Here is a 20,984-nt window from a genome sequence, read left to right as displayed (position 1 = left end):
AGTCATCAGCGGGCCTGGCCGGATGCGCGAATTAGTTCACGGGATGTGCATCGATTGGGGCGCGTCGATACGCAGGGCTTGTGGGGCACTGCGGTTCGACACCTCCACGTTCCACTACAAGTCCCGGCGCACGGACCAGGCTGCCGTCGAGAGACGGATCAGGGAGATCTGCGAAACGCGGGTGCGCTACGGCTACCGGCGTGTCCACATCTTGCTGCGACGCGAGGGATGGCCGGTGAACATCAAGAAGACCCGAGGGATTTACAATGACTTGGGTCTGCAGCTCAAGAACAAGAACCCGAAACGGCGGGTGAAGGCCAAGCTGCGCGATGATCGCCAGGAGGCTGTCAGGCCGAACGATGTCTGGGCCATGGATTTTGTTCATGACCAACTCGCCCTGGGCAACAAGCTGCGGATCCTGACGAACGAGGATACGCATTCCCGTTTCTGTCCAGCGGCCGACCCGCGCTTCACCTACCGCGGCGAGGATGTGGTCCGGACACTGGAACGGGTCGGTGCCCAAGTCGGATATCCCAGAACGATCCGGGTCGACAATGGCAGCGAATTTATCTGTCGCGATCTCGACCTGTGGGCCTATGCCAACGATGTCACCCTGGACTTCTCACGCCCTGGAAAGCCGACAGACAACGGCTTCATCGAGGCGTTCAACAGCAAGCATCGGTCCGAATGCCTGAACGCTCACTGGTTCATGAGCCTTGCGGACGCGCAGGAAAAAATGGAGGATTGGCGTAGACACTACAACGAGAACCGACCCCACAGCGCGATCGGATATAACGTACCGATCGCCCTGCATTATCCTGGCGGCGCAACCAGCCCGTCGCCATGACCAAGCCGGAAAACTCCAGCATCCGGCGGTCCAAGGTTGGGGAGCAGGGCACGCGTTGTAGGATGACCAGTTCAAGGTGCACTAGCGTGTGGGCGCGGGCTTGGACATGTTATCTAGCTACGACACTGGACTTGCTATGTGAATACCTTGCAAAGCTTTGCGCAACAAGGCCCGCAGTACTGCATGACACACAGCGTTAATAGCCTAGCGAAGACGACTTAGATCAACGCGCGCCGCACTGTTCCGGAAATCCATTCTGACACGACGACCGTCCCCAGGATCACGATCAGGATCATCGTGACCTGCGGCCAGGCCAGCGTGTTCAGTGAAGCCTGCAGCTTTAGCCCCAGCCCGCCCGCCCCGACCAGCCCCAAGATGGCGCTTTCGCGGATGTTGATGTCCCACCGGAACACCGTAATCCCCCAGAAGGCCGGCAGCACCTGCGGTACGATCCCGTAGGTCAGCACCTGCGCGGGCCCGGCGCCGGTGGCCGTCACGGCCTCGATCTGGCGGGGGTCAGTTTCCTCAATTGCTTCGTACAGCAACTTGCCGATAAAGCCGATCGACCGCAGCGCGATTGCGATGATCCCGGCCAGCAGCCCCGGTCCCAGGATCGCCACCAGCAGCAGCGCCCAGATCAGCGCGTTGATCGACCGTGAAGCGACGATCACGAACATCGCCACCGGTCGCAGCAGGCGCGGTGAGGGCGAGGTGTTGCGCGCCGCCAGAAACGCCACCGGCACCGCCATTACGACGCCCAGCATAGTGCCAAGCGTGGCCATGTTCAGCGTGTCCCACAGCGGCCCCATCAGTTCGGGCAGATAGCCGAAGGACGGCGGGATCATGCGCCCGCCGATATCGGCCGCCTGCGCTGGTGCATCGCACACAAAGGCCCAGATCGTGCCCTTGGTCATCACCCCCCAGCACCAGACGAACAAGGCAACCAACCCCAGCCAGCCTGCCCACAATAGCAGTCGATGCCTGGGCGTGCGCCACGTCCAGATCCGGTCGCCCTTCAGGTGATCGGTGACATCGGTCATTGCAGGAACTTTCTCAGATAGGACGACCCGTATTCAGCGATCATCACAATGACGATGATGATCAGCAGGATCGCGCCAGCACTGTCATATTCGTAACGATCAATGGCAGTGTTCAGGGTCGCCCCGATGCCGCCCGCCCCCACGATCCCAATGACCGAGCTTTCGCGAAAATTGATGTCCAGGCGATAGACGGACAGGCCGATCAGGCGCGGCATCACCTGTGGCTGGACGGCATAATTGATGACCTGCATCCAACCGGCGCCGGTGGCGCGCACAGCCTCGACCTGAGCCTCGTCCAAGTCCTCGATGTCGTCAGCTAGCAGCTTGGCGATGAAGCCGATCGTGGCAAAGGTCAGCGTCAGGAACCCGGCGAACGGCCCGAAGCCGAACATGGCCACGAAAAAGATCGCGATGATGATCTCCTGCACCGCGCGGCTGACGGCGATGATCGACCGGCAGACCGCATGGACCGCACGTGGGGCGATGTTGCGCGCCGCCCCGATGCCGATGGGGATCGAGATTGCCACCCCCACCACCGTCGACGTCAGCGTCATTGTCAGGCTTTCCTCCAGTCCACGAGAGATGTCGCGCCAGCGGCTGGTGAAATCGGGCGACAGGAAACCCTGGGCAAAGCGGACCGCGCGCGACCACCCCTCGGTCATCCGCACCCAGTCCAGATCCAGCGTGGCCAGCGCCGCGATGAACCAGATGGCGAAGCCCACCTGCAGGGCCACGGCAAGTCGGCGGTTCTTGATGATCTGCGGCGGCCGCTTCCAGGTGGTGGCGTATCTCATGCCATGGCCATCGCGTCTTGGGTGGCCAGTGCCTCTCGCGCCTCGGCCTGATCGTCGGCCTCGGCGCGGCGCATCGCGTCCCAATCCTCGTCTCCATAGATGCGGGTCAGTGCGGCATCGGTCAGATCGGCGGGCGAGCCGTCAAAAACGACCTGTCCCGCACGCAGACCCACAATCCGCGGCAGGAACTGGCGTGCCAGGGCCACATCGTGGATGTTGACGATGGCGGGCAGATCGCGCTCGGCACAAATCTCGGTCAGCAGCCGCATGATCTGGCGGCTCGTCTTTGGATCCAGGCTGGCAGTGGGTTCGTCGACAAGCAGCAGTTCGGGGTCCTGGGCCAGTGCGCGGGCGATGCCCACCCGCTGCCGCTGGCCGCCCGACAGGGCATCCGCGCGCTTGTCCGCGTGATCCGATAGGCCGACCCGATCCAGCAGGGCATAGGCCCGCGCAATGTCAGCGGGTGGAAAGCGCCGGGTGAAACTTTGCCAGAAGCTGACATAGCCCAAGCGACCGGACAGCACATTCTCCATCACCGTCAGGCGTTCGACCAGGGCGTATTCCTGAAAGATCATCCCAATTCGGCGGCGCTGGCGGCGGAGCGCGCGCGGGGCTAGTCCCGTCAACTCGGTTCCGCCAAGGGTGATACGCCCCGCCGTTGGCTCCACCAGTCGGTTGATGCAGCGGATCAGCGAGGATTTTCCCGCCCCCGACGGCCCGATCAGGCCCACGATCTGTCCCTTGGGCACTGACAGGCTGACGTTGTTTACTGCCCGGTCGCCCGTCTTGTAGGTTTTGATCAGCCCTTGCAGGTCCAGCATCGCGCCTCGTCCCTCAAATGGTGGGGCCAGGGGATGTGGCGGCATCCCCTGGCCTATCTGCTGCTGTTCGGATTAGCTGCAGGAATATTCAACGCCCATTGTCTCATCGATCTGGCGCACGACCGACCAGGCGTCGGCAAAGTTGATCTCGATGAATTGCGATTCCCCGGAATTGCTGAACTCAGCCTCCAGCGCGGTGCCGGTCCAGTCGAAATCGAAGAACGCCTGACGGATCTTGTCCTGCAGCTCTGACGTCAGGTTATGGGCGACGCCATAGCCGGTCGTCGGGAAGGTTTCCGAGGTATAGAGGACCTTGAACTGATCCTCGGTCACCACCTCGCGTTCGATCATCCGGGTCTTGACGGAATTTGCGATGGCAGCGGCGGGATAGTCGCGATTGGCCACGCCGAGGATCGAATTGTCGTGCTTGCCGGAAAAGACTGGCGTGAAATCGGTGCCCGCGACCATATTGTATTCCGCCTGCAGCAGGGCTGAGGGTGCCTTGTAGCCAGAGTTGGAGGTCTCGGCTGTGAACGCCATCTGCCCGCCACGGATGCCCTCGACATCGTCGATGCCGCTTTCGGGATGGGTGATGATCTCCATCTCGTATCCAAAGCTGCCGTCATCGGCGGCCATCATCGCTAAAGGGCGGAACCCGGCGCAGGCCACGGCCAGCGGGTTGGATCCGGTATTGAAGCCCGCGACATGCAGACGACCCGCGCGCATCGCCTCGATCTGGGCGGCGTTGCTGTCGACGGGGAAGAACTGGACATTCTTGCCGGTCACCTCGGCCATGTGGTCCAGGAATTCCTGCCAGACCTCGGCATAAACGGCCGGGTCCTCGACGGGGGTATAGGCAAAGACCAACGTGGCCGGATCGGAAAGCTCGGCCGCATCAGTTGGAATGTCGGCAAGCATATCGCCATCGGCATCGCTATAGCGCGAGTCGAGCGCAAATTCAGCATGTGCGGCCTGCAGGGCGAGAAGGCTGAGGGCGGCGGCGGTCAGTACAGTGCGGGTCATCGGGTCCTCGCGAAACAGGGTCATGTCGGTGGCCCCGTCCCTAACGGCCCCGAATGACAGCGCGGTGACATCTGCATGGCAATCCGGCGACGATCTTCTGGCTTCAAAGTGACTTTGTCAGATCCGGTGCCGAGACTGGATGAAGATGAATACAGCGAATGCGACGTTCACCGCGGCCAGAACAGCGATGACCCAGAGCGTCGCAGACGACCCCCACCCTGCGACCAGGATGCCGCCGAGGATTGGCGCTGCTGCCTGCGCAAGGAGCGACGGGCGTGCCAGACGACCGATCAGTGCGGGATACCGCTCCTGACCAACGATCCAAATGCCAACATGGGGTGCGGCCAGACCTGCAACAGTCAACGCCAACGAGATGGTGCCAATCACCCACGGCAGAGGCCAACCTGTGTCTTCAACAATTGGTCCGGCCAAGATTGCCATCAGATAATATCTGCTGCCCCAGGTAAAGATCTGGACGACACCCAGAGGAGGGCTGACAGGCCAATGTGGGGTCCGTCGCATGGTCTAATCGTCCTGTCCCGCCAAATTCGGTCCGCATAGCGACTATCGGGCAGTCTTGTCCAATGGCGAACTGCCAGTAGTGTCCGCGAGCATGGTGTAATTTAAGCGCCCTCGACGGTGTGATCTGGACTGCCTCGTGTCAGCACGCAGTCCAGATTACCGTCTGCAGTTCGTCAAAGATGCCAGACGCTATCGCCAGTACTAGGCTGCCCAGAGGGTTGGCTGCCACGAACAGGACAGGCTCTTAAACCTCGTTCATCATCACCGGGCGGTACCCGTACAAGAGCATGCATCAGCTGGCACTGTCTGTCAGGAAAACGAGCGGTTTTCTGACGACGTCCTATCGAAATGAGCTTGTTGATCTTGCAACAAAATGCTGCGCACAACGCACGAATTGCAAAAACGAAGTCGGTCCAGCTTCGGTTGCTGACCGGGACTAGACATCTAGCTCCTCAAACCCTTGTCGAAGGCGCCTGTCACGGCGCGCCTTCAGTAGCAGAGACGATAAATTGTTTTTGCGTAAGAAACGGTCTGCGCACTGAAGCTTCAAGATCATCAGCGACAACACCTAGTTCTACTCTACGTGACAAGAGGCGATCATAATCACCAAAGCCGCTTATTGTCGGCTATTGCGCTAACCTGAGGCGTACAAGACCATGAAAGGCGCCGACCCGTTCAACCCATCGTCGAACATGCGAGACATGAAGGCCTTAGACCGCCGTATTGACACGATTGCTAGGCGCAGCCGATATTGCGAACGGCTTCGGCCAGAGACGGGACGACATGACGGCGAAAGGCCTCGGGCGCCCATTCGGCAAGCGATCCAGCCACATGGATCGCGCCGGCCGGGCGGCCCGCCGCGTCCGGAATGGCCATGCCGATAGCGACCTCGCCCATCAGCACCTGTTCCACCGCCAAGGCGTGCCCATCACGGCGGGTCTTGGAGATCTCTGCCCGTATCGCATCTGGATCGGTCAGTGTGCGCGGGGTTAGGGCGGGTAGCGTGGTTGCGGTCAGGATGGCGTCGATTTCGGCGTCGGGCAGCAGGGCCAGGGCCGCCCATCCGCCCGATGTGCTGGTCGAGGGAACAGTGTTGCCCACCAACGTGGCAAAGAACGCCTCGCGCTTGCTTTGCAGGCGGCTGGCATAGACCATCCGCGCCCCGTCGAACAGCGACAGATCCACCCGTTCGCGCACCTGCTGGCGCAGTTCCAGCAGAAACGGACTGGCGCGGCGCAGAAGCGGGTTCAGCCGCAGGTAGTCATGCGTCAGATCCAGCACCGGCAGATGCAGCAGAAAACCGTGCCCATCCTGGGTCAGCGTCAAATAGCCCAGCTTGCGCAAGGTATGGACCAGACGCTGCGCGGCGCTGCGGGTCAGTCCGGTGCGTGCCGCGATCTGCGCCAGGGTCAGCGGCCCCCCCGCGCCGCGAAAGGATTCCAGAACGCTTATCCCGCGGGCAAGCGACTGGTTGAACATCCCATCGGGCGCATTCCCGGCGTCGGGGGGCGGCGCTTTCTGCGTCACGTCATCTCCGGCGTTGACAGGTCGAAATCCAAGCTTCTAATCTCAACATACAATGCAGCCGTATCGGACAGCAATACAAATGCCGCAAACCTCTCCAAGCCCACGGGTCGCTGTCGCCGGGTTCGTCCACGAAAGCAATTCGTTCGCGCCCAGCCCGGCGGACATGGCGGCCTTCCATCAGGGCGGTGGCTACCTGCCGCTGTGCCGGGGGGACCAGATCATCCGCAGCGCCGCCGGGGTGAACCTGCCGGTGGCCGGGCTGATCGCGCATGCGCAGGATGCCGGCTGGCAGCTGCTGCCGGTGATCTGGGCGGGGGCAGTGCCCTCGGCTCCGGTGACGGCGAAGTGCTATCGGGCCATCTCGGACGAGCTGGTGGCGGGGCTGCGCGATCTTGGCCCGCTGGACGGGGTGTTTCTGGACCTGCATGGCGCGATGGTGGCCGAAGGCGCCCCCGACGGCGAAGGCGTGTTGCTGGAGCGGGTGCGCGCGGCGGTGGGGCCGGACGTCCCCGTGGTTGCGGCCTTGGACCTGCATGGCAATATCAGCGAACAGATGGTGCGCCAGGCCGACGTCATGGTGGGCTTTCGCACCTATCCCCATGTCGACATGGCCGAGACGGGGCGCCGTGCCGGCATCCAGCTGGGGCGGCTGATGGCGGGCGGCGCGGCCTTCAAGGCGTTCCGGCAGGCGGGTTTCCTGATCCCCATCGCCTGGCAGGCGACCTCGACCCGCCCGGCGCGCGATCTTTACGCGATGATTGACGCGGCCGAGGCCGAAGGGGTCTGCGCCTCGCTATTCATGGGCTTTCCAGCGGCGGATTTCGCGGACTGCCGCCCCTCGGTCATCACCTATGCGGAAAGCCAGGCGCAGGCCGACGCGGTGGCGGGCCGCATCGCCGCGGCCCTTGGCGAAGCCGAGGATGGCTTTCGCGGCCAGTGCTTCACGCCAAGTGAAGGGGTCCGCGCGGCGATGGCGCAGGCGCAGGGCCCTGTGATCCTGGTGGACACGCAGGACAATCCCGGCGCGGGCGGCAATTCGGACACGACCGGCATGCTGCGCGCCCTAGTCGAAGCCGACGCCCAGAACGCCGCCATCGGGTTGATGGTCGATCCGGATGCCGCCGCCGCCGCCCATGCGGCGGGGGCAGGCGCGCGGATCACGCTGGATCTGGGCGGCAGGTCCGGCATTCCGGGCGATGCCCCCTTTCGCGGCAACTTCACGGTCGAGGCCCTTTCGGACGGGCAGTGCCACGCGACCGGCCCCTATTACGGCGGCGCGCGGTTGTCGCTTGGCCCATCGGCCGCGCTGCGCATCGGCGGCGTGCGGATCGCGGTCGCCAGCGAAAAGGCCCAAATGGCCGACCGGCAGATGTTCCGGTTCCTGGGGATCGTCCCCGAGGATCAGAAGATCCTGGTCGTCAAAAGCTCGAACCACTTCCGCGCCGATTTCGAACCCGTCGCGGCCGAGATCCTGACCTGCGCGGCACCCGGCCCGATGCCGGTCAGCCCCGCAGTCCTGCCCTTTCGTCACCTGTCCCCCGGCCTGAGGCTGGAGCCGGGTGGCCCGCCCTTTACACCCCACGCGCCAGACTGACGCCAAGATCGACCAGCGCGGATCTTCAACAGAGAGGACATCATGTTCAACCGAGTGACTGCAACGCTTCTTGCCTCGACCATGCTGACGGGTGCGGCCTTCGCCGAAACGACCATCACCGCGGTGATGCATTCGGGCCTGCGCGTGCTGGACCCGATCATCACCACCGCCCATATCAGCCGCAACCACGCCTACATGATCTATGACGTGCTGATCGCGCAGGATTCGGAATTCCAGCCACAGCCGCAAATGGCGGACTGGACGATCTCGGATGACGGGCTGACCTATGTCTTCACCTTGCGCGAGGGGCTGGTCTTTCACGACGGCGCGCCGGTGACGGCGACCGATGCGGTGGCCTCGCTGAACCGGTGGGGGGAACGCGATGCGGGTGGGCAGGTCATCATGGACCGCACCGAAAGCCTTGAGGCGACAGATGATCGCACCATCACCTGGACCCTGACCGAAGCCTTCGTTCCGATGCTGGATGTGCTGTCCAAGCAGTCGGCCCTGCCGCCCTTCATCATGCCCGCCCGGGTGGCCGAGACGCCGTCGGACACGGCGATCACAGAATATGTCGGATCGGGACCGTTTCGTTTCGTCGAGGCCGAGTTCCAGCCGGGGTTGAAGGTCGTCTATGAGAAATTCGACGATTACGTGCCCCGCGACGAGCCGGCCGACTGGATGGCGGGGGGCAAGGTCGTGAACGTTGACCGGGTCGAATGGGTCAACATGCCCGACGTCCAGACCGCCGTGAACGCGCTGTCTGGTGGCGAAATCGACTACATCGAGGCGATGCAGGTCGACTTGATCCCGCTGCTGGAAGGCGATCCGAACATCGTCGTCGAGACACGTGAACCGACCGGCATGCAGACGATGACGCGGATGAACTTCCTGCACCCGCCCTTTGACAACGTCCAGGTCCGTCAGGCCGCGATCAAGGCGATCACCCAGGAACCCGTGCTGGCCGCGATGGTGGGCAACCCGGAATACTATTCGGTCTGCGGCGCCATTCTGGGCTGCGGCACGCCGCTGGAAAACGCGACCGGCACCGAGACCCTGACAGGGGGCGGCGGCGCGGACGAGGCGCGCGCCCTGCTCGAAGAGGCGGGCTATGACGGAACGCCGGTCGTGCTGATGGCGCCGACCGACATGGTCGCGCTGGCCACCCAGCCCGTCGTCATCTCGCAGATGCTGCGCGAGGCGGGGTTCCAAGTCGAACTGCAGCCGATGGACTGGCAGACGCTGGTCACGCGCCGCGCCAGCCAGGCGGCCCCGGCCGAGGGTGGCTGGAACATCTTCATCACCAACTGGATGGTGCCTGAGATCTCGAACCCCATTTCGAACCCGATGCTGAACGGGCGGGGCGATGATGCCTGGTTCGGCTGGCCTACGGACGAGACGATCGAGGCGCTGAAGGAGGAGTTCATCGACGCCCCTGACGCCGACGCCCAGGTGGCGGTCGCCGAGGAAATCCAGGCCCACGCGCTTGAGAACGGGCTGCTGATCCCCCTGGGGCAGTACACCCTGCCGCAGGCGCGCCGCACCACGATCACCGACATGATCAATTCGCCCGTCCCGGTCTTCTGGGGCGTTCAGAAATCCGAGTGATCCGTCCCTGACACCGCAAGGGGGGCGGCGCGCCCGCCCCCGCTCCCGCCCTGACCGGAGGAACCTGATGCTGGGGTATATCCTGCGGCGCTGCCTTGCCGTCATTCCGGTGATGCTGCTGGTCGCCGTCTTCGTCTTTCTGCTGCTGCGCCTGACACCGGGCGATCCGGCTGCGATCATCGCGGGCGACATGGCCACGCCCGCCCAACTGGAACGCATCCGCGAGGCGATGGGCCTGAACGACCCGATCCACATCCAGTTCCTGACCTGGGTCGGGCAGTTGCTGCGCGGTGATCTGGGCGTGTCACTGATCTCCAATACGCCGGTGGCCACGATGGTCGCGGATCGCATTGCCCCAACGCTGTCCATCGCGCTGCTGACGATCATCATGTCGGTGGCCTTGGCCGTGCCGATGGGTGTGCTGGCCGCATGGAAGCACCGCAGCGCCGCCGATTACGCGGTGATGACATTCTCGGTGCTGGGCTTCTCGGTCCCCGTCTTCGTGATCGGCTATCTGTTCATCCTGGTCTTTTCGCTGCAGCTGGGCTGGTTTCCCGTCCAAGGTTATACGCCGCTGTCGGCGGGCCTGGGCGGGTTCCTGTCGAACGCCTTCCTGCCCGCGCTGACGCTGTCCACGATCTATATCGCGCTGATCGCCCGCATGACCCGCGCCAACATGCTTGAGGTTCTGGGCGAGGACTACATCCGCACCGCCCGCGCCAAGGGGGCGCCCGAACGCACCGTTCTGTTCCGCCACGCGCTGAAGAACGCGGCCGTGCCGATCCTGACCGTGATCGGCACGGGCTTTGCCTTGCTGATCGGGGGCGTGGTGGTGACGGAAACCGTCTTCAACATTCCCGGCGTGGGCCGCCTGACAGTCGATGCGATCTTGGCGCGCGACTATCCGGTGATCCAGGCGATGATCCTGCTGACCAGTTTTCTCTACGTGCTGGTGAACCTGCTGATCGACCTCAGCTACAGCTTCTTTGATCCAAGGATCCGTTACTGATGGCACAGGTACCGCAACCGACCTCGGCGATGCAGCCGGTCCTGCGCGCGCTGCGCCTGCCGCAGTTCGGCCTGGGCAGCAAGATCGCGGCGCTGGTGCTGGCGATCATCGTCGTCCTGACGCTGCTGGCGGGCTGGATCGCGCCGCACGATCCGCTGACCATGAACCCCATGGCACGTCTGCAGGGCCCGATCGAGGGTCACCCCCTGGGCACCGACAATTTCGGCCGCGACATCTTCAGCCGGGTGCTGATCGGGGGACAGCTGTCGCTGATCATCGGCATCGCCACAGCCGTTGTGTCGGTCCTGCTGGGGCTGATCATCGGCATGATCGCGGGATTCTTCCGCACTGCGGACGCGATCATCATGCGGATGATGGACGCGCTGATGGCGATCCCGTCGATTCTGCTGGCGATCGCGCTGGTGGCGCTGAACGGACCGTCGGTCGGGTCGGTCATCGCCGCGATCACCATCCCCGAGATTCCCCGCGTCGTCCGTCTGGTCCGCGCCGTGGTCCTGTCCGCGCGCGAGGAACCCTATGTCGAGGCCGCGATCGCGCTTGGGACGCCGATGCGCAAGATCCTGGTGCGGCATCTGGTCCCCAACACGACCGCGCCGCTGATCGTGCAGGGCACCTATATCCTCGCCAGCGCCATCCTGACCGAGGCGATCCTGTCCTTTCTGGGTGCGGGCGTCAGCACCGAGACCCCCACCTGGGGCAACATCATGGCCGAGGGTCGGCTGTTCTTCCGCATCAAGCCGGAACTGATCCTGTATCCGGGCATCGCGCTGTCGCTGTGCATCCTGTCGATCAACCTTCTGGGCGACGCGGCGCGCGACATGCTGGACCCGCGGCTGAAGAAACGGGCGGGGTAAGGCCATGCTGTTCAAGACACGCAATTTCGACACCGCCGACGTGGTCCTGCAGGCCTGCGACCTGACCGTGACCCTTCCGGACACGCCGGGCAACCCCGGCGTGCTGAAGTCGATCGACGTGACCATTCGCGCGGGCGAAACCGTCTGCTTGGTGGGCGAATCCGGGTCGGGGAAATCGGTCACCTCGCTTGCGATCATGGGGCTGCTGCCCCAGGCCCTACAGGTGGCGGGTGGCACGATCCAGCTGCAGGGCCGCGATCTGCTGCCGCTGACGCAGGCCCAGATGCGCGAACTGCGCGCCGCCCGCGTGGCCATGATCTTTCAGGAACCCATGACCGCGCTGAACCCGGTGCTGCGCGTCGGCGACCAGATCATGGAGGTGATGGAGCTGCACACCGACATGGGCACCGCGGAACGCCGCAGGCGCGCGGTCGCGATCATGGAACAGGTGCATCTGCCCGACGTGGAACGCATCTTCAAATCCTATCCCCACCAGCTATCGGGCGGCCAGCGCCAGCGCATCATGATCGCGATGGCGCTGGTGCTGGAACCGGTCCTGCTGATCGCGGACGAACCCACGACCGCGCTGGATGTGACCACGCAAAAGCAGATCCTGGCGCTGATCGACGAATTGCAGCGCGACCACGGCACGGCGGTGCTGTTCATCACCCATGACATGGGCGTCGTCGCGGAAATCGCCGACACCGTCTATGTCATGAAGCACGGAGAGATCGTCGAACATGGCGCGGTCGAGACGCTGCTGCGCGAGCCCCGGGCCGACTATACCCGCAAGCTGCTGCAGGCCGTGCCCAGCCTGTCGCCGCGCGACGCCCGCCCCGCCGGGGACGATGCGGTCCTGCGGGTAGAACGGCTGAACAAGATCTATGGCGGCGGGGGCATCCTGCGGAAGCTGCCGCAGGCCCATGCGGCCAAGGACGTGACGTTTTCGCTGTCCCGCGGCCGCACCCTGGGCATCGTGGGCGAAAGCGGGTCGGGCAAATCGACCGTCGCGCGCTGCATTATGCGGCTGATCGACCCGACCTCGGGGCGCATCCTTCTGGACGATGCCGACATCGCGACCCTGTCGCGCAGCGCCCTGCGCCCGCACCGGCGCAAGCTGCAGGTGGTGTTCCAGGATCCGATGCGGTCGCTGAACCCCCGCTGGACCATCGGCGAAAGCCTGATCGAGGGGCCGCTGAACTATGGCACCACCCGTGCGGACGCGATGGCCGAGGCCGCGCGCCTGATGGGCGTCGTGGGCCTGCCCGCCGATGCGCTGGCCCGCTATCCGCACCAGTTCTCGGGCGGTCAGCGGCAGCGGATCGCGATCGCCCGGGCGGTGATGATGCGCCCCGACGTGCTGGTTGCCGACGAGGCCGTGTCCGCGCTGGACGTGTCGGTGCAGGCGCAGGTGCTGGACCTGCTGGACCAGTTGCAGCGCGATCTGGGCATCGCCATCGTCTTCATCACCCACGACCTGCGCGTCGCCGCCCAGATCTGCGACGAGGTGATCGTGATGCAGCGCGGCGCGGTCGTCGAACACGGGCCCGCAGGCCAGGTGCTGGCCGCCCCCGCCCACCCCTATACCCGCGCCCTGATCGAGGCCGCCCCCGGCCGGTCCTGGGACTTTCAGAACTTCCGCGCAATGCCAGAGGTGAGACATGCCGAACCTGCCTGAGATCGACGCCGCCGTCCCGGACCTGACGGCCATCTTCCGCGACCTGCACGCCCACCCCGAGATCGGCATGGAGGAGGTCCGCACCAGCGCCGTCGTCGCGGCAAAGCTGCGCGAATGGGGCGTGGACGAGGTCCACGAGGGCGTGGGCAAGACCGGCGTCGTGGGCATCGTGCATGGCCGCGGTCAGGGCAACCGCCGCATCGGCCTGCGCGCCGACATGGACGCGCTGCCGATTCAGGAATTGACCGGCCTGGCCCATGCCTCGACCCAAGCCGGCAAGATGCATGCCTGTGGCCATGACGGGCACACGACCATGCTGCTGGGGGCTGCGCAGTACCTGGCCCGGACGCGCAATTTCGACGGCACCGCGGTCCTGATCTTCCAGCCCGCCGAGGAGGGTCTGGGCGGCGCACGCGCCATGATCGCCGACGGCCTGTTCCAGCGGTTTCCGGTGGACGAGGTCTACGGCATGCACAACCAGCCCACCGGCCAGTCGGGCAAGGCCACGCTGTGCAAGGGACCGGCGATGGCGGGGGCGTCCTTTTTCGACATCACCGTGACCGGCAAGGGCAGCCACGCCGCGATGCCGCAACAGTCGCGCGACGCGCTGGTCGCGGCAACCGGGCTGGTCGGGCAGTTCCAGACAATCCTGGGCCGCAACGTCGCGCCGCTGGATCAGGCCGTGCTGTCGGTGACCCAGATCCACGCGGGCAGCGCCTATAACGTCGTGCCCGAAACCGCGACGCTGGCCGGCACGATCCGCTTTTTCAAGCCCGAGGTCCGTGACCTGATGCAGGCCCGCATGCGCGCCATCTGCGACGGCGCCGCGCAGGCGTTCGATCTGCAGATCACCTGCGCGTTCCGCGAAATCTTTGACGTGCTGGTGAACGACGCCGACCTGTCGGACGCGTGGACCCAGGCCGCAGCCGACGTGCTGGGGACCGAAAACGTGCGCGACGATTCCCACCCTTTCACCGGGTCCGAGGATTTCGCCGACATGCTGCAGCAGGTTCCCGGCGCCTATGGCAACGTGGGCCATGCGGGCACTGTGCCGCTGCACAATCCGGGCTTCGTGCTGGACGAGGCGATCCTGCCGGTCGGCGCGTCCATCTATGCCCGCCTGATCGAACGCCGCCTGCCGGTGGCCGCATGAGCGCGGTTGACCTGCCCTTTGACGATGACGCGATGCTGGCGGGCCTGCGCCCCTGGATCGAATGCGAAAGCCCGACCTGGGACGCCGCCGCCGTCAGCCGGATGATGGACCTGGCCGCGCGGGACCTGTCGGCCATCGGTGCGACGGTGGAAACGGTGCCGGGGACCAAGGGCTTTGGCACCTCGATCCGCGCGACGTTTCCGCATGCGGATCAGGGCCAGCCCGGCATCCTGGTGTCGGGGCACCTGGACACGGTTCATCCGATCGGCACGCTGGAGAAGCTGCCCTTCCGGGTTCAGGACGGCAAGGCTTGGGGGCCGGGCATCATGGACATGAAGGGCGGCAATTATGTCTTCCTGGAGGCGATGCGCCAGATCGCACGCGCGGGTCTGACCACGCCTTTGCCGGTGACGTTCCTATTTACCCCCGACGAGGAGGTCGGCACCCCGGCCACCCGCAGCCTGATCGAGGACGCCGCCCGCGGCCAGCACGCCGTTCTGCTGCCTGAACCCGCATCCCCCGACGGGGGCGCGGTGATCGGACGCTATGCCATCGCGCGCTTCAACCTTTTAACCGAAGGGAGGCCCAGCCATGCCGGGTGGGCACTCAAGGACGGGCGATCCGCAATCGCCGCCATGGCGCGGCGCATCCTTGAAATCGAGGCGATGACGACCGAGGACTGCACTTTTTCGGTGGGCGTGGTTCATGCCGGGCAATGGGTGAACTGCGTCCCCTCCGAATGCCGGGCCGAGGTCTTGTCCATGGCCAAGACCCAATCGGACCTGGACCGGGGCGTCGCCGCGCTGACGGCCCTGCAGGGCGAAGAGAACGGCGTTGATTTCACCATCACGCGCGGTGTCACCCGCCCCGTATGGGAGCCGCAGCCGGGCACGATGGCGCTGCTGGACGTGGCGCGGGGGCTTGCCGCGCAGATCGGCTTCGATCTGCCCGCAGGCAGCGCCGGGGGCGGCTCGGACGGGAACTTCACCGGGGCGATGGGCGTGCCGACGCTGGATTCCATCGGCGTCCGGGGGCGCGGCCTGCACACGCTGGACGAACATATCGAGGTGGCCAGCCTGACCGAACGCGCCCGGCTGGCCGCGGGCCTGCTGACGCAGATCCGCTGATGGGCTCAGCCGCCGCCAAGGCCCCCGGCGGCGGTCATGGCCAAGGGTGCGAAGCTGCGCGCAAAGCTGCCTGCGTCCCATTCGCTGAGCGATCCGGCGACATGGATGGCGCCGATGGGCTGCCCGCCCTCGTCCAGCACCGGAACGCCAAGGGCGATCTCTCCGGCGACGATCTCTTCTTGCGCGATGGCAAAGCCGTCGGTGCGGGCCTGATCCACGCGGGCCATGATCGCCTGTGGATCGGTCAGCGTGCGCTGCGAATAGGGCACCAGCGAGGACCGGGCCAGCAGCGCCTCGGCCTCGGGGCGGGGCAGGCGGCTGAGGACCGCAAGCCCCCCCGCCGTGCAGTAAAGCGGCACGCTGGTCCCGATCAGCGAGGCCGAATAGAACCCCCGCTTGGACTGGAAGCGCAGCGCATAGACCAGCCGCAGATCGTCGCGCAGGCTGAAATCGACCCGCTCGCCCGTCTCGCGCCGCAGCTCCATCAGCACCGGCAGAACGCGGGCGATCTGCGGGTCCAGCCGCTGATAGTCCAGCGCGTGATCCAGCAGCCGCAGCCCCGGCAGATAGCCGCGATCGCGCGGGTCACGGCGCAGGTATCCCTGATGGCGCAGCGTGTGGACGATCCGCTGCACCGCGCTTTTGCCCAGCCCGCTGCGGGCCGCGATCTCGCCCAGGGACAACGGCCCCGAGGCGCCGTGAAAGGCCGACAGAACCTGAAACCCGCGCGCGATGGCATCGACGAACAGGGGATCGTCCGGGGGCGGCGCGATCGGGACGGGGGGCAGGACGGGACGGGTGATGTCGTTCATGCGGGACCGCTTGACGGGGCGCGAGGGCGCGATCTATCGTAATCAATACATCCATATCGCACAGCGATACGGCCTGCAACAGGGGAACGCCGATGACCGGAACGAATGAGCTGAGCGCGGTTCAGATGGTGGCCGCCTTCCGCAAGGGCGATCTGTCCCCGGTCGAGGTGGCGCGCGACGTCCTGGACCGGATCGCGGCCTGTGACGGGCAGATCAACGCCATCTGGCATCTGGACCCCGACGAGACGATGGCAGCTGCCCGCGCGTCCGAGGCACGCTGGCGCGCGGGCACGCCACTGGCGGTCAATGGCGCCGTGCTGGACGGCGTGCCGGTGACCATCAAGGAAAACATCGCGACGCGCGGCGTGCCCATGCCCCTTGGCACCGCCGCCTCGGACCTCGCGCCGCAGGCCCATGACGCGCCCCCTGCCGCCCGCCTGCGCGAGGGGGGGGCCGTCTTCACCGGCCGCACGACCATGCCCGATCTGGGGATGCTGTCCTCGGGCCTGTCCAGCTTTCATCGGCTGACGCGCAACCCGTGGAACCTTGCGATGAACCCCGGTGGCTCCAGCGCGGGGGCGGGGGCTGCGGGGGCGGCGGGCTACGGGCCGATCCATCTGGGCACGGATATCGGCGGCTCGATCCGGCTGCCGGCGGCGTGGTGCGGGCTGGTGGGCCTGAAGCCCAGTCTTGGCCGGGTGCCCATTGATCCGCCCTTCATGGGCCGGGCGGCGGGCCCGATGACGCGCACGGTCGCGGATGCGGCGCTGGCGATGGCGGTGCTGTCGGGACCGGACGCGCGCGATCACATGAACCTGCCCCCCGCGGCGCTGGACTGGCAGGATCTGGATGGCACGCTGGACGGTCTGCGCATTGGCCTGCTGCTGGATGCGGGTTGCGGCATGCCGGTCGATCCGCAGGTGCGCGCCACTGTCACGCGCGCGGCCGCCCTGTTCGAGGAGGCGGGCGCCATCGTCGAGCCGATCGCGCCGTGGCTGACGCCCGATATGCTGAAGCATGTCGATGATTTCTGGCGCACCCGCGCCGGGGTCGAAACCTCGGATCTGCCCGAGGCGCGGCGCGGCCGCATCCTGCCCAAGATTCTGGAATGGGCCGAGGCGGGCCTTGGCCGCACGGGCGAGGCGGTCTATCGCGACTATGCCGCGACCATCGAGATCCGCCGCAGGACCACTGCCATGTCCGAACGGTTCGACCTGATCCTGTCGCCGGTCTCGCCCAGCACGTCCTTTCCGGCCGATTGGGCCTGTCCTTGCGACAACGACATGGCGCGGACGATGGCGCATATCGGCTTTACCATGCCCTTCAATCTGGGCGAACAGCCGGCGATTTCTGTGCCCTGCGGGTATGACGCGCAGGGCGTGCCCATCGGGTTGCAGATCGCGGGCCGCCGCTTCGACGATCTGGGCGTTCTGCGCGCCGCGCGGGCATGGGAGGTGATCGCCCCCGCCCCGCAGCCCTGGCCCCGGCTGGCTGGGGTGGCGGCATGACAAACTGGGCCGAACGCGCCGCCGCGCTTTACGATGGCGGGCACCGCCGGATGCTGATCGACGGGGACTGGCGCGATGCGCAGTCCGGCACGGTGATCGAGGCGCGCGATCCCGCGACCGGGCGCCTTCTGGCGACGGTCCCGCGCGGGGCCGAGGCCGACATCAGGGACGCCGTCGCCGCCGCCCGCCGCGCCTTCGAGGGGCCATGGGCGCGCTTCACCCCCTTTGAACGTCAGGCCCTCCTGTTGCGCATCGCCGAACGGGTCGAGGCCGAATGGCAGGATCTGTGCCTGTCCGACACGCTGGACATGGGCATGCCGATCCAGCGCAGTCTGGCGAACAGCCGCCGCGTGCTAGGAATGCTGCGCTTTTATGCCGGGCAGGCGGTCGCGATCCACGGGCTGACGATTCCGAACTCGTTCCCCGGCGAGATCCGGTCCTTCACCGTGCGCGAACCCCTGGGCGTGATCGGCGCGATAATCCCCTGGAACGCGCCCATCGCCGGGTCCGTCTGGAAGATCGCGCCGGCCTTGGCAACCGGCTGCACCGTGGTGCTGAAACCCTCTGAAGAAGCGTCTCTGACGGTGCTGATGCTGGCCCGCATCATGCAGGATTGCGGCCTGCCGCCGGGGGTGCTGAACGTCGTGACCGGCACGGGCCCTGAGGCCGGCGCCCCGCTGGCCGCCCATCCGGGCGTGGACCGCATCGCCTTCACCGGATCGACCGCGACGGGGCGGGCCATCGCGCAGGCAGCGGCGGGCAATCTGCGGCGCGTGTCGCTGGAGCTGGGCGGCAAGTCGCCCGTCATCATCTGCCGCGACGCCGATCTGGACCGCGCGATCCCCATCGCAGCCATGGCGGTCTTTGCCAATTCCGGCCAGATCTGCATCGCCGGATCGCGCCTGTTCGTCGACCGCCAGATCCAGGACGAGGTGCTGCACCGCCTTGCGGACCACGCGCGCGCCCTGCGCCTTGGCCCCGGCGTTGATCCCGAAACCGAGATCGGGCCGCTGATCTCGGCCCGCCAGGCCGAACGGGTGCAGGGCTTTCTGGACCGCGGCCAGGCCGAAGGCGCCCGGCTGCTGACCGGCGGCGCACGGGCTAAGGGGCCGGGCCTTGAGGGCGGGCAGTTCTTTCAGCCCACCGTCTTTGCCGATGTGGCCGACGACATGACCCTCGCCCGCGACGAGATCTTTGGCCCGGTCCTTTCCGCGCTGGCCTTCGATGATCTGGACGAGGTCGTCACGCGCGCCAATGCCACCCCCTATGGGCTGGCGGCGGGGGTCTTCACCTCGCATCTGGGCACCGCGCACAAGCTGGCGCACCGGCTGCGCGCGGGCACGGTCTGGGTGAACATGTACCACGCCATCGACCCGGCGGTGCCCTTCGGCGGCGTCAAGGCCTCGGGCCACGGGCGCGAGGGCGGGATCGAGCATCTGGACGAGTATCTGGACAGCAAGGCCATCTGGATCAACACGGACTGAGGGGGAAACGGCATGGCGTTCGTCGGACTGATCGGGCTGGGCCATATGGGCCACGGTATCGCGCGCAACCTGCTGCTGCGGGGTCATGCGCTGACCTTCCTGGACCATCCCGGCAACCGGCCGGCGACCGAGATCCTGTCCCTTGGCGGGCGCCCCGCCGCGACCGGACAGGCAGTGGCGGCCGCGTCGGATACGGTGATCCTCTGCGTCACCGGCTCGCCTCAGGTCGAGGCGGTCCTGACCGCCCCGGACGGGGTCATCGCCGGGCTGCGGCCGGGGGCGGTGATCGTCGACTGCTCGACCGCGCTGCCGGATTCCACCTGCCGCATGGGGGCATTGGTCGCGGCGGCGGGCGGGCGCTATCTGGACGCCCCGATGACCCGCACCGCACGCGAGGCGCATGAGGGGCGGCTGAACCTGCTGGTCGGCGGGGACGCGGCGGATCTGGCCGACTTGCGCGATCTTCTGGGTTGCTTTGCCGAAAGCGTTCGCCATGTCGGCCCCCTGGGATCGGGTCACCGGCTGAAGCTGCTGCACAATTTCGTCTCGGTCGGCTTTCTGACCCTGCTAGCCGAGGCCGCGGCCCAGGCCCAGGATGCGGGCATCGCGCCCCGGACGCTGATCGATGTCTTGCAGGCCGGCGGCGGGGCAGGGGTCGCGCTGGACCGCATCACGCCCTTTCTGGCCGAGGGCGACCGCGCGGCGATGGCCTTTTCCATCGCCAATGCCGCCAAGGATCTGGACTATCACCGCCAGATGTCCGCCGCGTCCGGTGCCGCCCATGCGGTGGCCGACGGCATCGCCCTGACCCTGGCGCAGGCGGTCGAGGCAGGCGCAGGGGGGGCGAACCTGCCCGAACTGGCGTCTCTGCTACGCACAGGCCCAACCGCCTGAGCCAAGATGCCACCGCACTCTACAGAAGGCACGGTTCACGGCAGCGACGAGGCGTTGTTGCGCAAAGACTGCAGGGGATTCACATCGCAAGTCCGGTGTCATAGCTGGACAGCATGTCCGAGCCCGCACCGGCTCTACAAGGTCGGCGAACAGCAAGCGCAGGATGCAGCTTTTTATGCCGAGCTGGGTTGCCAGGAAACCAGAGACCTTGTGCGCGGCTACCCGGCTCAGGCTTTGGGAATTGCAGCGGGCATCGGCGTGCTTCTGGGCTTGCTGATGGCCCGCCGCTGAACTCACCTGTCGATCTGCGTGTCGAACCCTCGGCTCGCAGATCTTCGCCATTGATTGGTGAGGAGGAGGTGTTTCAGCATTTCATAAAGATCCGTTCCCGGACCCGCCATGCTATGAAGACTGCTGCCAAGGGGCGTTGTTGCAGAACTCTTATTGAGAGGGATTCACATTGCGAGTCCATGCGGTTAGGCGGGCAGCATGAGCAAGCCCGATCCCGCCCGCTACCGCACGACGAACTGGCCCGCTTACGACGCTGCGCTCAGGAAGCGCGGGTCTTTGTTGATCTGGCTGGACAAGGAGATGGCCTGGCACGCGGCACATGAGGGCCGCCCCGGGCGCCCGCCGGTCTTGTCGAATGCAGCGATCCAGTTCTGCCT

19 protein-coding genes and 1 pseudogene are annotated in these 20,984 nt (G+C 66.0%); 13 read left to right on the top strand and 7 right to left on the bottom strand.

The window, feature by feature from the left end; all coding sequences use genetic code 11:
* Positions 1–13: 13 nt before the first annotated feature.
* Positions 14–847, top strand: a pseudogene (locus FA740_RS06255) (IS3 family transposase); the annotation flags it as partial.
* 218 nt (positions 848–1,065) lie between these two features.
* Here FA740_RS06255 and phnE (FA740_RS06250) read toward each other — a convergent pair.
* The 6 genes from phnE (FA740_RS06250) to FA740_RS06225 all read right to left on the bottom strand — a co-directional run bounded on the left by phnE (FA740_RS06250) (position 1,066) and on the right by FA740_RS06225 (position 6,574).
* Complete coding sequence (gene phnE, locus FA740_RS06250; protein WP_136855925.1) at positions 1,066–1,887, bottom strand: phosphonate ABC transporter, permease protein PhnE; 822 nt, start codon at positions 1,885–1,887, stop codon at positions 1,066–1,068.
* Positions 1,884–2,681, bottom strand: a complete 798-nt coding sequence (phnE, locus tag FA740_RS06245; RefSeq protein ID WP_136855924.1) for a phosphonate ABC transporter, permease protein PhnE — start codon at positions 2,679–2,681, stop codon at positions 1,884–1,886. Before phnE (FA740_RS06245) ends, phnE (FA740_RS06250) begins: the two co-directional genes overlap by 4 nt.
* Positions 2,678–3,502: a phosphonate ABC transporter ATP-binding protein gene (gene phnC / locus FA740_RS06240; protein ID WP_136855923.1), complete on the bottom strand. Its 825-nt coding sequence runs from the start codon at positions 3,500–3,502 to the stop codon at positions 2,678–2,680. The genes phnE (FA740_RS06245) and phnC overlap by 4 nt, the downstream gene beginning before the upstream one ends.
* Before the next feature lie 72 nt (positions 3,503–3,574).
* Entirely contained in the window at positions 3,575–4,549 is a 975-nt protein-coding gene (gene phnD, locus FA740_RS06235) for a phosphate/phosphite/phosphonate ABC transporter substrate-binding protein (protein WP_246053493.1), read from the bottom strand.
* A gap of 93 nt (positions 4,550–4,642) precedes the next feature.
* Positions 4,643–4,966, bottom strand: coding sequence for a hypothetical protein (locus tag FA740_RS06230; protein WP_136855922.1), 324 nt, complete (start codon positions 4,964–4,966; stop codon positions 4,643–4,645).
* 816 nt (positions 4,967–5,782) lie between these two features.
* Positions 5,783–6,574 carry an IclR family transcriptional regulator gene (locus FA740_RS06225; RefSeq protein WP_246053492.1) on the bottom strand — a complete coding sequence of 264 codons (792 nt, stop codon included), beginning with the start codon at positions 6,572–6,574 and terminating at the stop codon, positions 5,783–5,785.
* Between the two features lie 52 nt (positions 6,575–6,626).
* Here FA740_RS06225 and FA740_RS06220 point away from each other — a divergent pair, with 52 nt between their 5' ends.
* From FA740_RS06220 to FA740_RS06190, 7 genes are all read left to right on the top strand, one after another.
* Positions 6,627–8,168, top strand: a complete 1,542-nt coding sequence (locus tag FA740_RS06220) for a M81 family metallopeptidase (protein ID WP_338119656.1) — start codon at positions 6,627–6,629, stop codon at positions 8,166–8,168.
* Positions 8,169–8,222: 54 nt separating this feature from the next.
* Positions 8,223–9,776, top strand: a complete 1,554-nt coding sequence (locus tag FA740_RS06215; RefSeq protein WP_246053490.1) for an ABC transporter substrate-binding protein — start codon at positions 8,223–8,225, stop codon at positions 9,774–9,776.
* Between the two features lie 67 nt (positions 9,777–9,843).
* Positions 9,844–10,785, top strand: coding sequence for an ABC transporter permease (locus FA740_RS06210; protein WP_136855919.1), 942 nt, complete (start codon positions 9,844–9,846; stop codon positions 10,783–10,785).
* On the top strand, positions 10,785–11,660 hold the full coding sequence (locus tag FA740_RS06205) for an ABC transporter permease (protein ID WP_136855918.1): 876 nt from the start codon (positions 10,785–10,787) through the stop codon (positions 11,658–11,660). Before FA740_RS06210 ends, FA740_RS06205 begins: the two co-directional genes overlap by 1 nt.
* 4 nt (positions 11,661–11,664) lie before the next feature.
* Complete coding sequence (locus FA740_RS06200; RefSeq protein WP_136855917.1) at positions 11,665–13,338, top strand: ABC transporter ATP-binding protein; 1,674 nt, start codon at positions 11,665–11,667, stop codon at positions 13,336–13,338.
* Complete coding sequence (locus tag FA740_RS06195; RefSeq protein ID WP_136855916.1) at positions 13,322–14,491, top strand: M20 aminoacylase family protein; 1,170 nt, start codon at positions 13,322–13,324, stop codon at positions 14,489–14,491. Before FA740_RS06200 ends, FA740_RS06195 begins: the two co-directional genes overlap by 17 nt.
* Positions 14,488–15,618, top strand: coding sequence for a M20/M25/M40 family metallo-hydrolase (locus FA740_RS06190; RefSeq protein WP_136855915.1), 1,131 nt, complete (start codon positions 14,488–14,490; stop codon positions 15,616–15,618). Before FA740_RS06195 ends, FA740_RS06190 begins: the two co-directional genes overlap by 4 nt.
* Positions 15,619–15,623: 5 nt before the next feature.
* Here FA740_RS06190 and FA740_RS06185 read toward each other — a convergent pair whose 3' ends face one another.
* Positions 15,624–16,430 (bottom strand): IclR family transcriptional regulator, encoded by an 807-nt coding sequence (locus FA740_RS06185; RefSeq protein ID WP_136855914.1) that lies wholly within the window; start codon positions 16,428–16,430, stop codon positions 15,624–15,626.
* Between the two features lie 92 nt (positions 16,431–16,522).
* Here FA740_RS06185 and FA740_RS06180 point away from each other — a divergent pair, with 92 nt between their 5' ends.
* The 5 genes from FA740_RS06180 to FA740_RS06160 all read left to right on the top strand — a co-directional run.
* Complete coding sequence (locus tag FA740_RS06180) at positions 16,523–17,938, top strand: amidase (RefSeq protein WP_136855913.1); 1,416 nt, start codon at positions 16,523–16,525, stop codon at positions 17,936–17,938.
* Complete coding sequence (locus FA740_RS06175) at positions 17,935–19,422, top strand: aldehyde dehydrogenase family protein (RefSeq protein ID WP_136855912.1); 1,488 nt, start codon at positions 17,935–17,937, stop codon at positions 19,420–19,422. The genes FA740_RS06180 and FA740_RS06175 overlap by 4 nt, the downstream gene beginning before the upstream one ends.
* Positions 19,423–19,434: 12 nt before the next feature.
* The gene (locus tag FA740_RS06170; RefSeq protein ID WP_136855911.1) at positions 19,435–20,316 is read left to right on the top strand and encodes an NAD(P)-dependent oxidoreductase; all 882 of its coding nucleotides are present in this window, start codon (positions 19,435–19,437) and stop codon (positions 20,314–20,316) included.
* A gap of 6 nt (positions 20,317–20,322) precedes the next feature.
* The gene (locus tag FA740_RS06165; RefSeq protein ID WP_136855910.1) at positions 20,323–20,607 is read left to right on the top strand and encodes an ElaB/YgaM/YqjD family protein; all 285 of its coding nucleotides are present in this window, start codon (positions 20,323–20,325) and stop codon (positions 20,605–20,607) included.
* A 198-nt stretch (positions 20,608–20,805) separates the two neighbouring features.
* Positions 20,806–20,984 (top strand): transposase (locus FA740_RS06160; RefSeq protein WP_211243655.1); only part of this gene is annotated, 179 nt, incomplete at its 3' end.

Origin of the sequence: Paracoccus hibiscisoli, assembly GCF_005048265.1 — a bacterium.
In the GTDB taxonomy this organism is placed as follows: Bacteria; Pseudomonadota; Alphaproteobacteria; order Rhodobacterales; family Rhodobacteraceae; genus Paracoccus; species Paracoccus hibiscisoli.
Note: the sequence above shows the minus strand (reverse complement) of the source record. Positions and strands in the feature narration are given on the sequence as shown.

Coding starts and splice junctions, on each gene's coding strand:
- FA740_RS06230 (WP_136855922.1), bottom strand. CDS start 4,966: ATGGCAATCTTGGCCGGACCAATTGTTGAAGACACAGGTTGGCCTCTG.
- phnD (WP_246053493.1), bottom strand. CDS start 4,549: ATGACCCTGTTTCGCGAGGACCCGATGACCCGCACTGTACTGACCGCC.
- FA740_RS06195 (WP_136855916.1), top strand. CDS start 13,322: ATGCCGAACCTGCCTGAGATCGACGCCGCCGTCCCGGACCTGACGGCC.
- FA740_RS06220 (WP_338119656.1), top strand. CDS start 6,627: ATGCAGCCGTATCGGACAGCAATACAAATGCCGCAAACCTCTCCAAGC.
- FA740_RS06185 (WP_136855914.1), bottom strand. CDS start 16,430: ATGAACGACATCACCCGTCCCGTCCTGCCCCCCGTCCCGATCGCGCCG.
- phnC (WP_136855923.1), bottom strand. CDS start 3,502: ATGCTGGACCTGCAAGGGCTGATCAAAACCTACAAGACGGGCGACCGG.
- FA740_RS06165 (WP_136855910.1), top strand. CDS start 20,323: ATGCCACCGCACTCTACAGAAGGCACGGTTCACGGCAGCGACGAGGCG.
- phnE (WP_136855924.1), bottom strand. CDS start 2,681: ATGAGATACGCCACCACCTGGAAGCGGCCGCCGCAGATCATCAAGAAC.
- FA740_RS06205 (WP_136855918.1), top strand. CDS start 10,785: ATGGCACAGGTACCGCAACCGACCTCGGCGATGCAGCCGGTCCTGCGC.
- FA740_RS06210 (WP_136855919.1), top strand. CDS start 9,844: ATGCTGGGGTATATCCTGCGGCGCTGCCTTGCCGTCATTCCGGTGATG.
- FA740_RS06180 (WP_136855913.1), top strand. CDS start 16,523: ATGACCGGAACGAATGAGCTGAGCGCGGTTCAGATGGTGGCCGCCTTC.
- phnE (WP_136855925.1), bottom strand. CDS start 1,887: ATGACCGATGTCACCGATCACCTGAAGGGCGACCGGATCTGGACGTGG.
- FA740_RS06190 (WP_136855915.1), top strand. CDS start 14,488: ATGAGCGCGGTTGACCTGCCCTTTGACGATGACGCGATGCTGGCGGGC.
- FA740_RS06175 (WP_136855912.1), top strand. CDS start 17,935: ATGACAAACTGGGCCGAACGCGCCGCCGCGCTTTACGATGGCGGGCAC.
- FA740_RS06200 (WP_136855917.1), top strand. CDS start 11,665: ATGCTGTTCAAGACACGCAATTTCGACACCGCCGACGTGGTCCTGCAG.
- FA740_RS06170 (WP_136855911.1), top strand. CDS start 19,435: ATGGCGTTCGTCGGACTGATCGGGCTGGGCCATATGGGCCACGGTATC.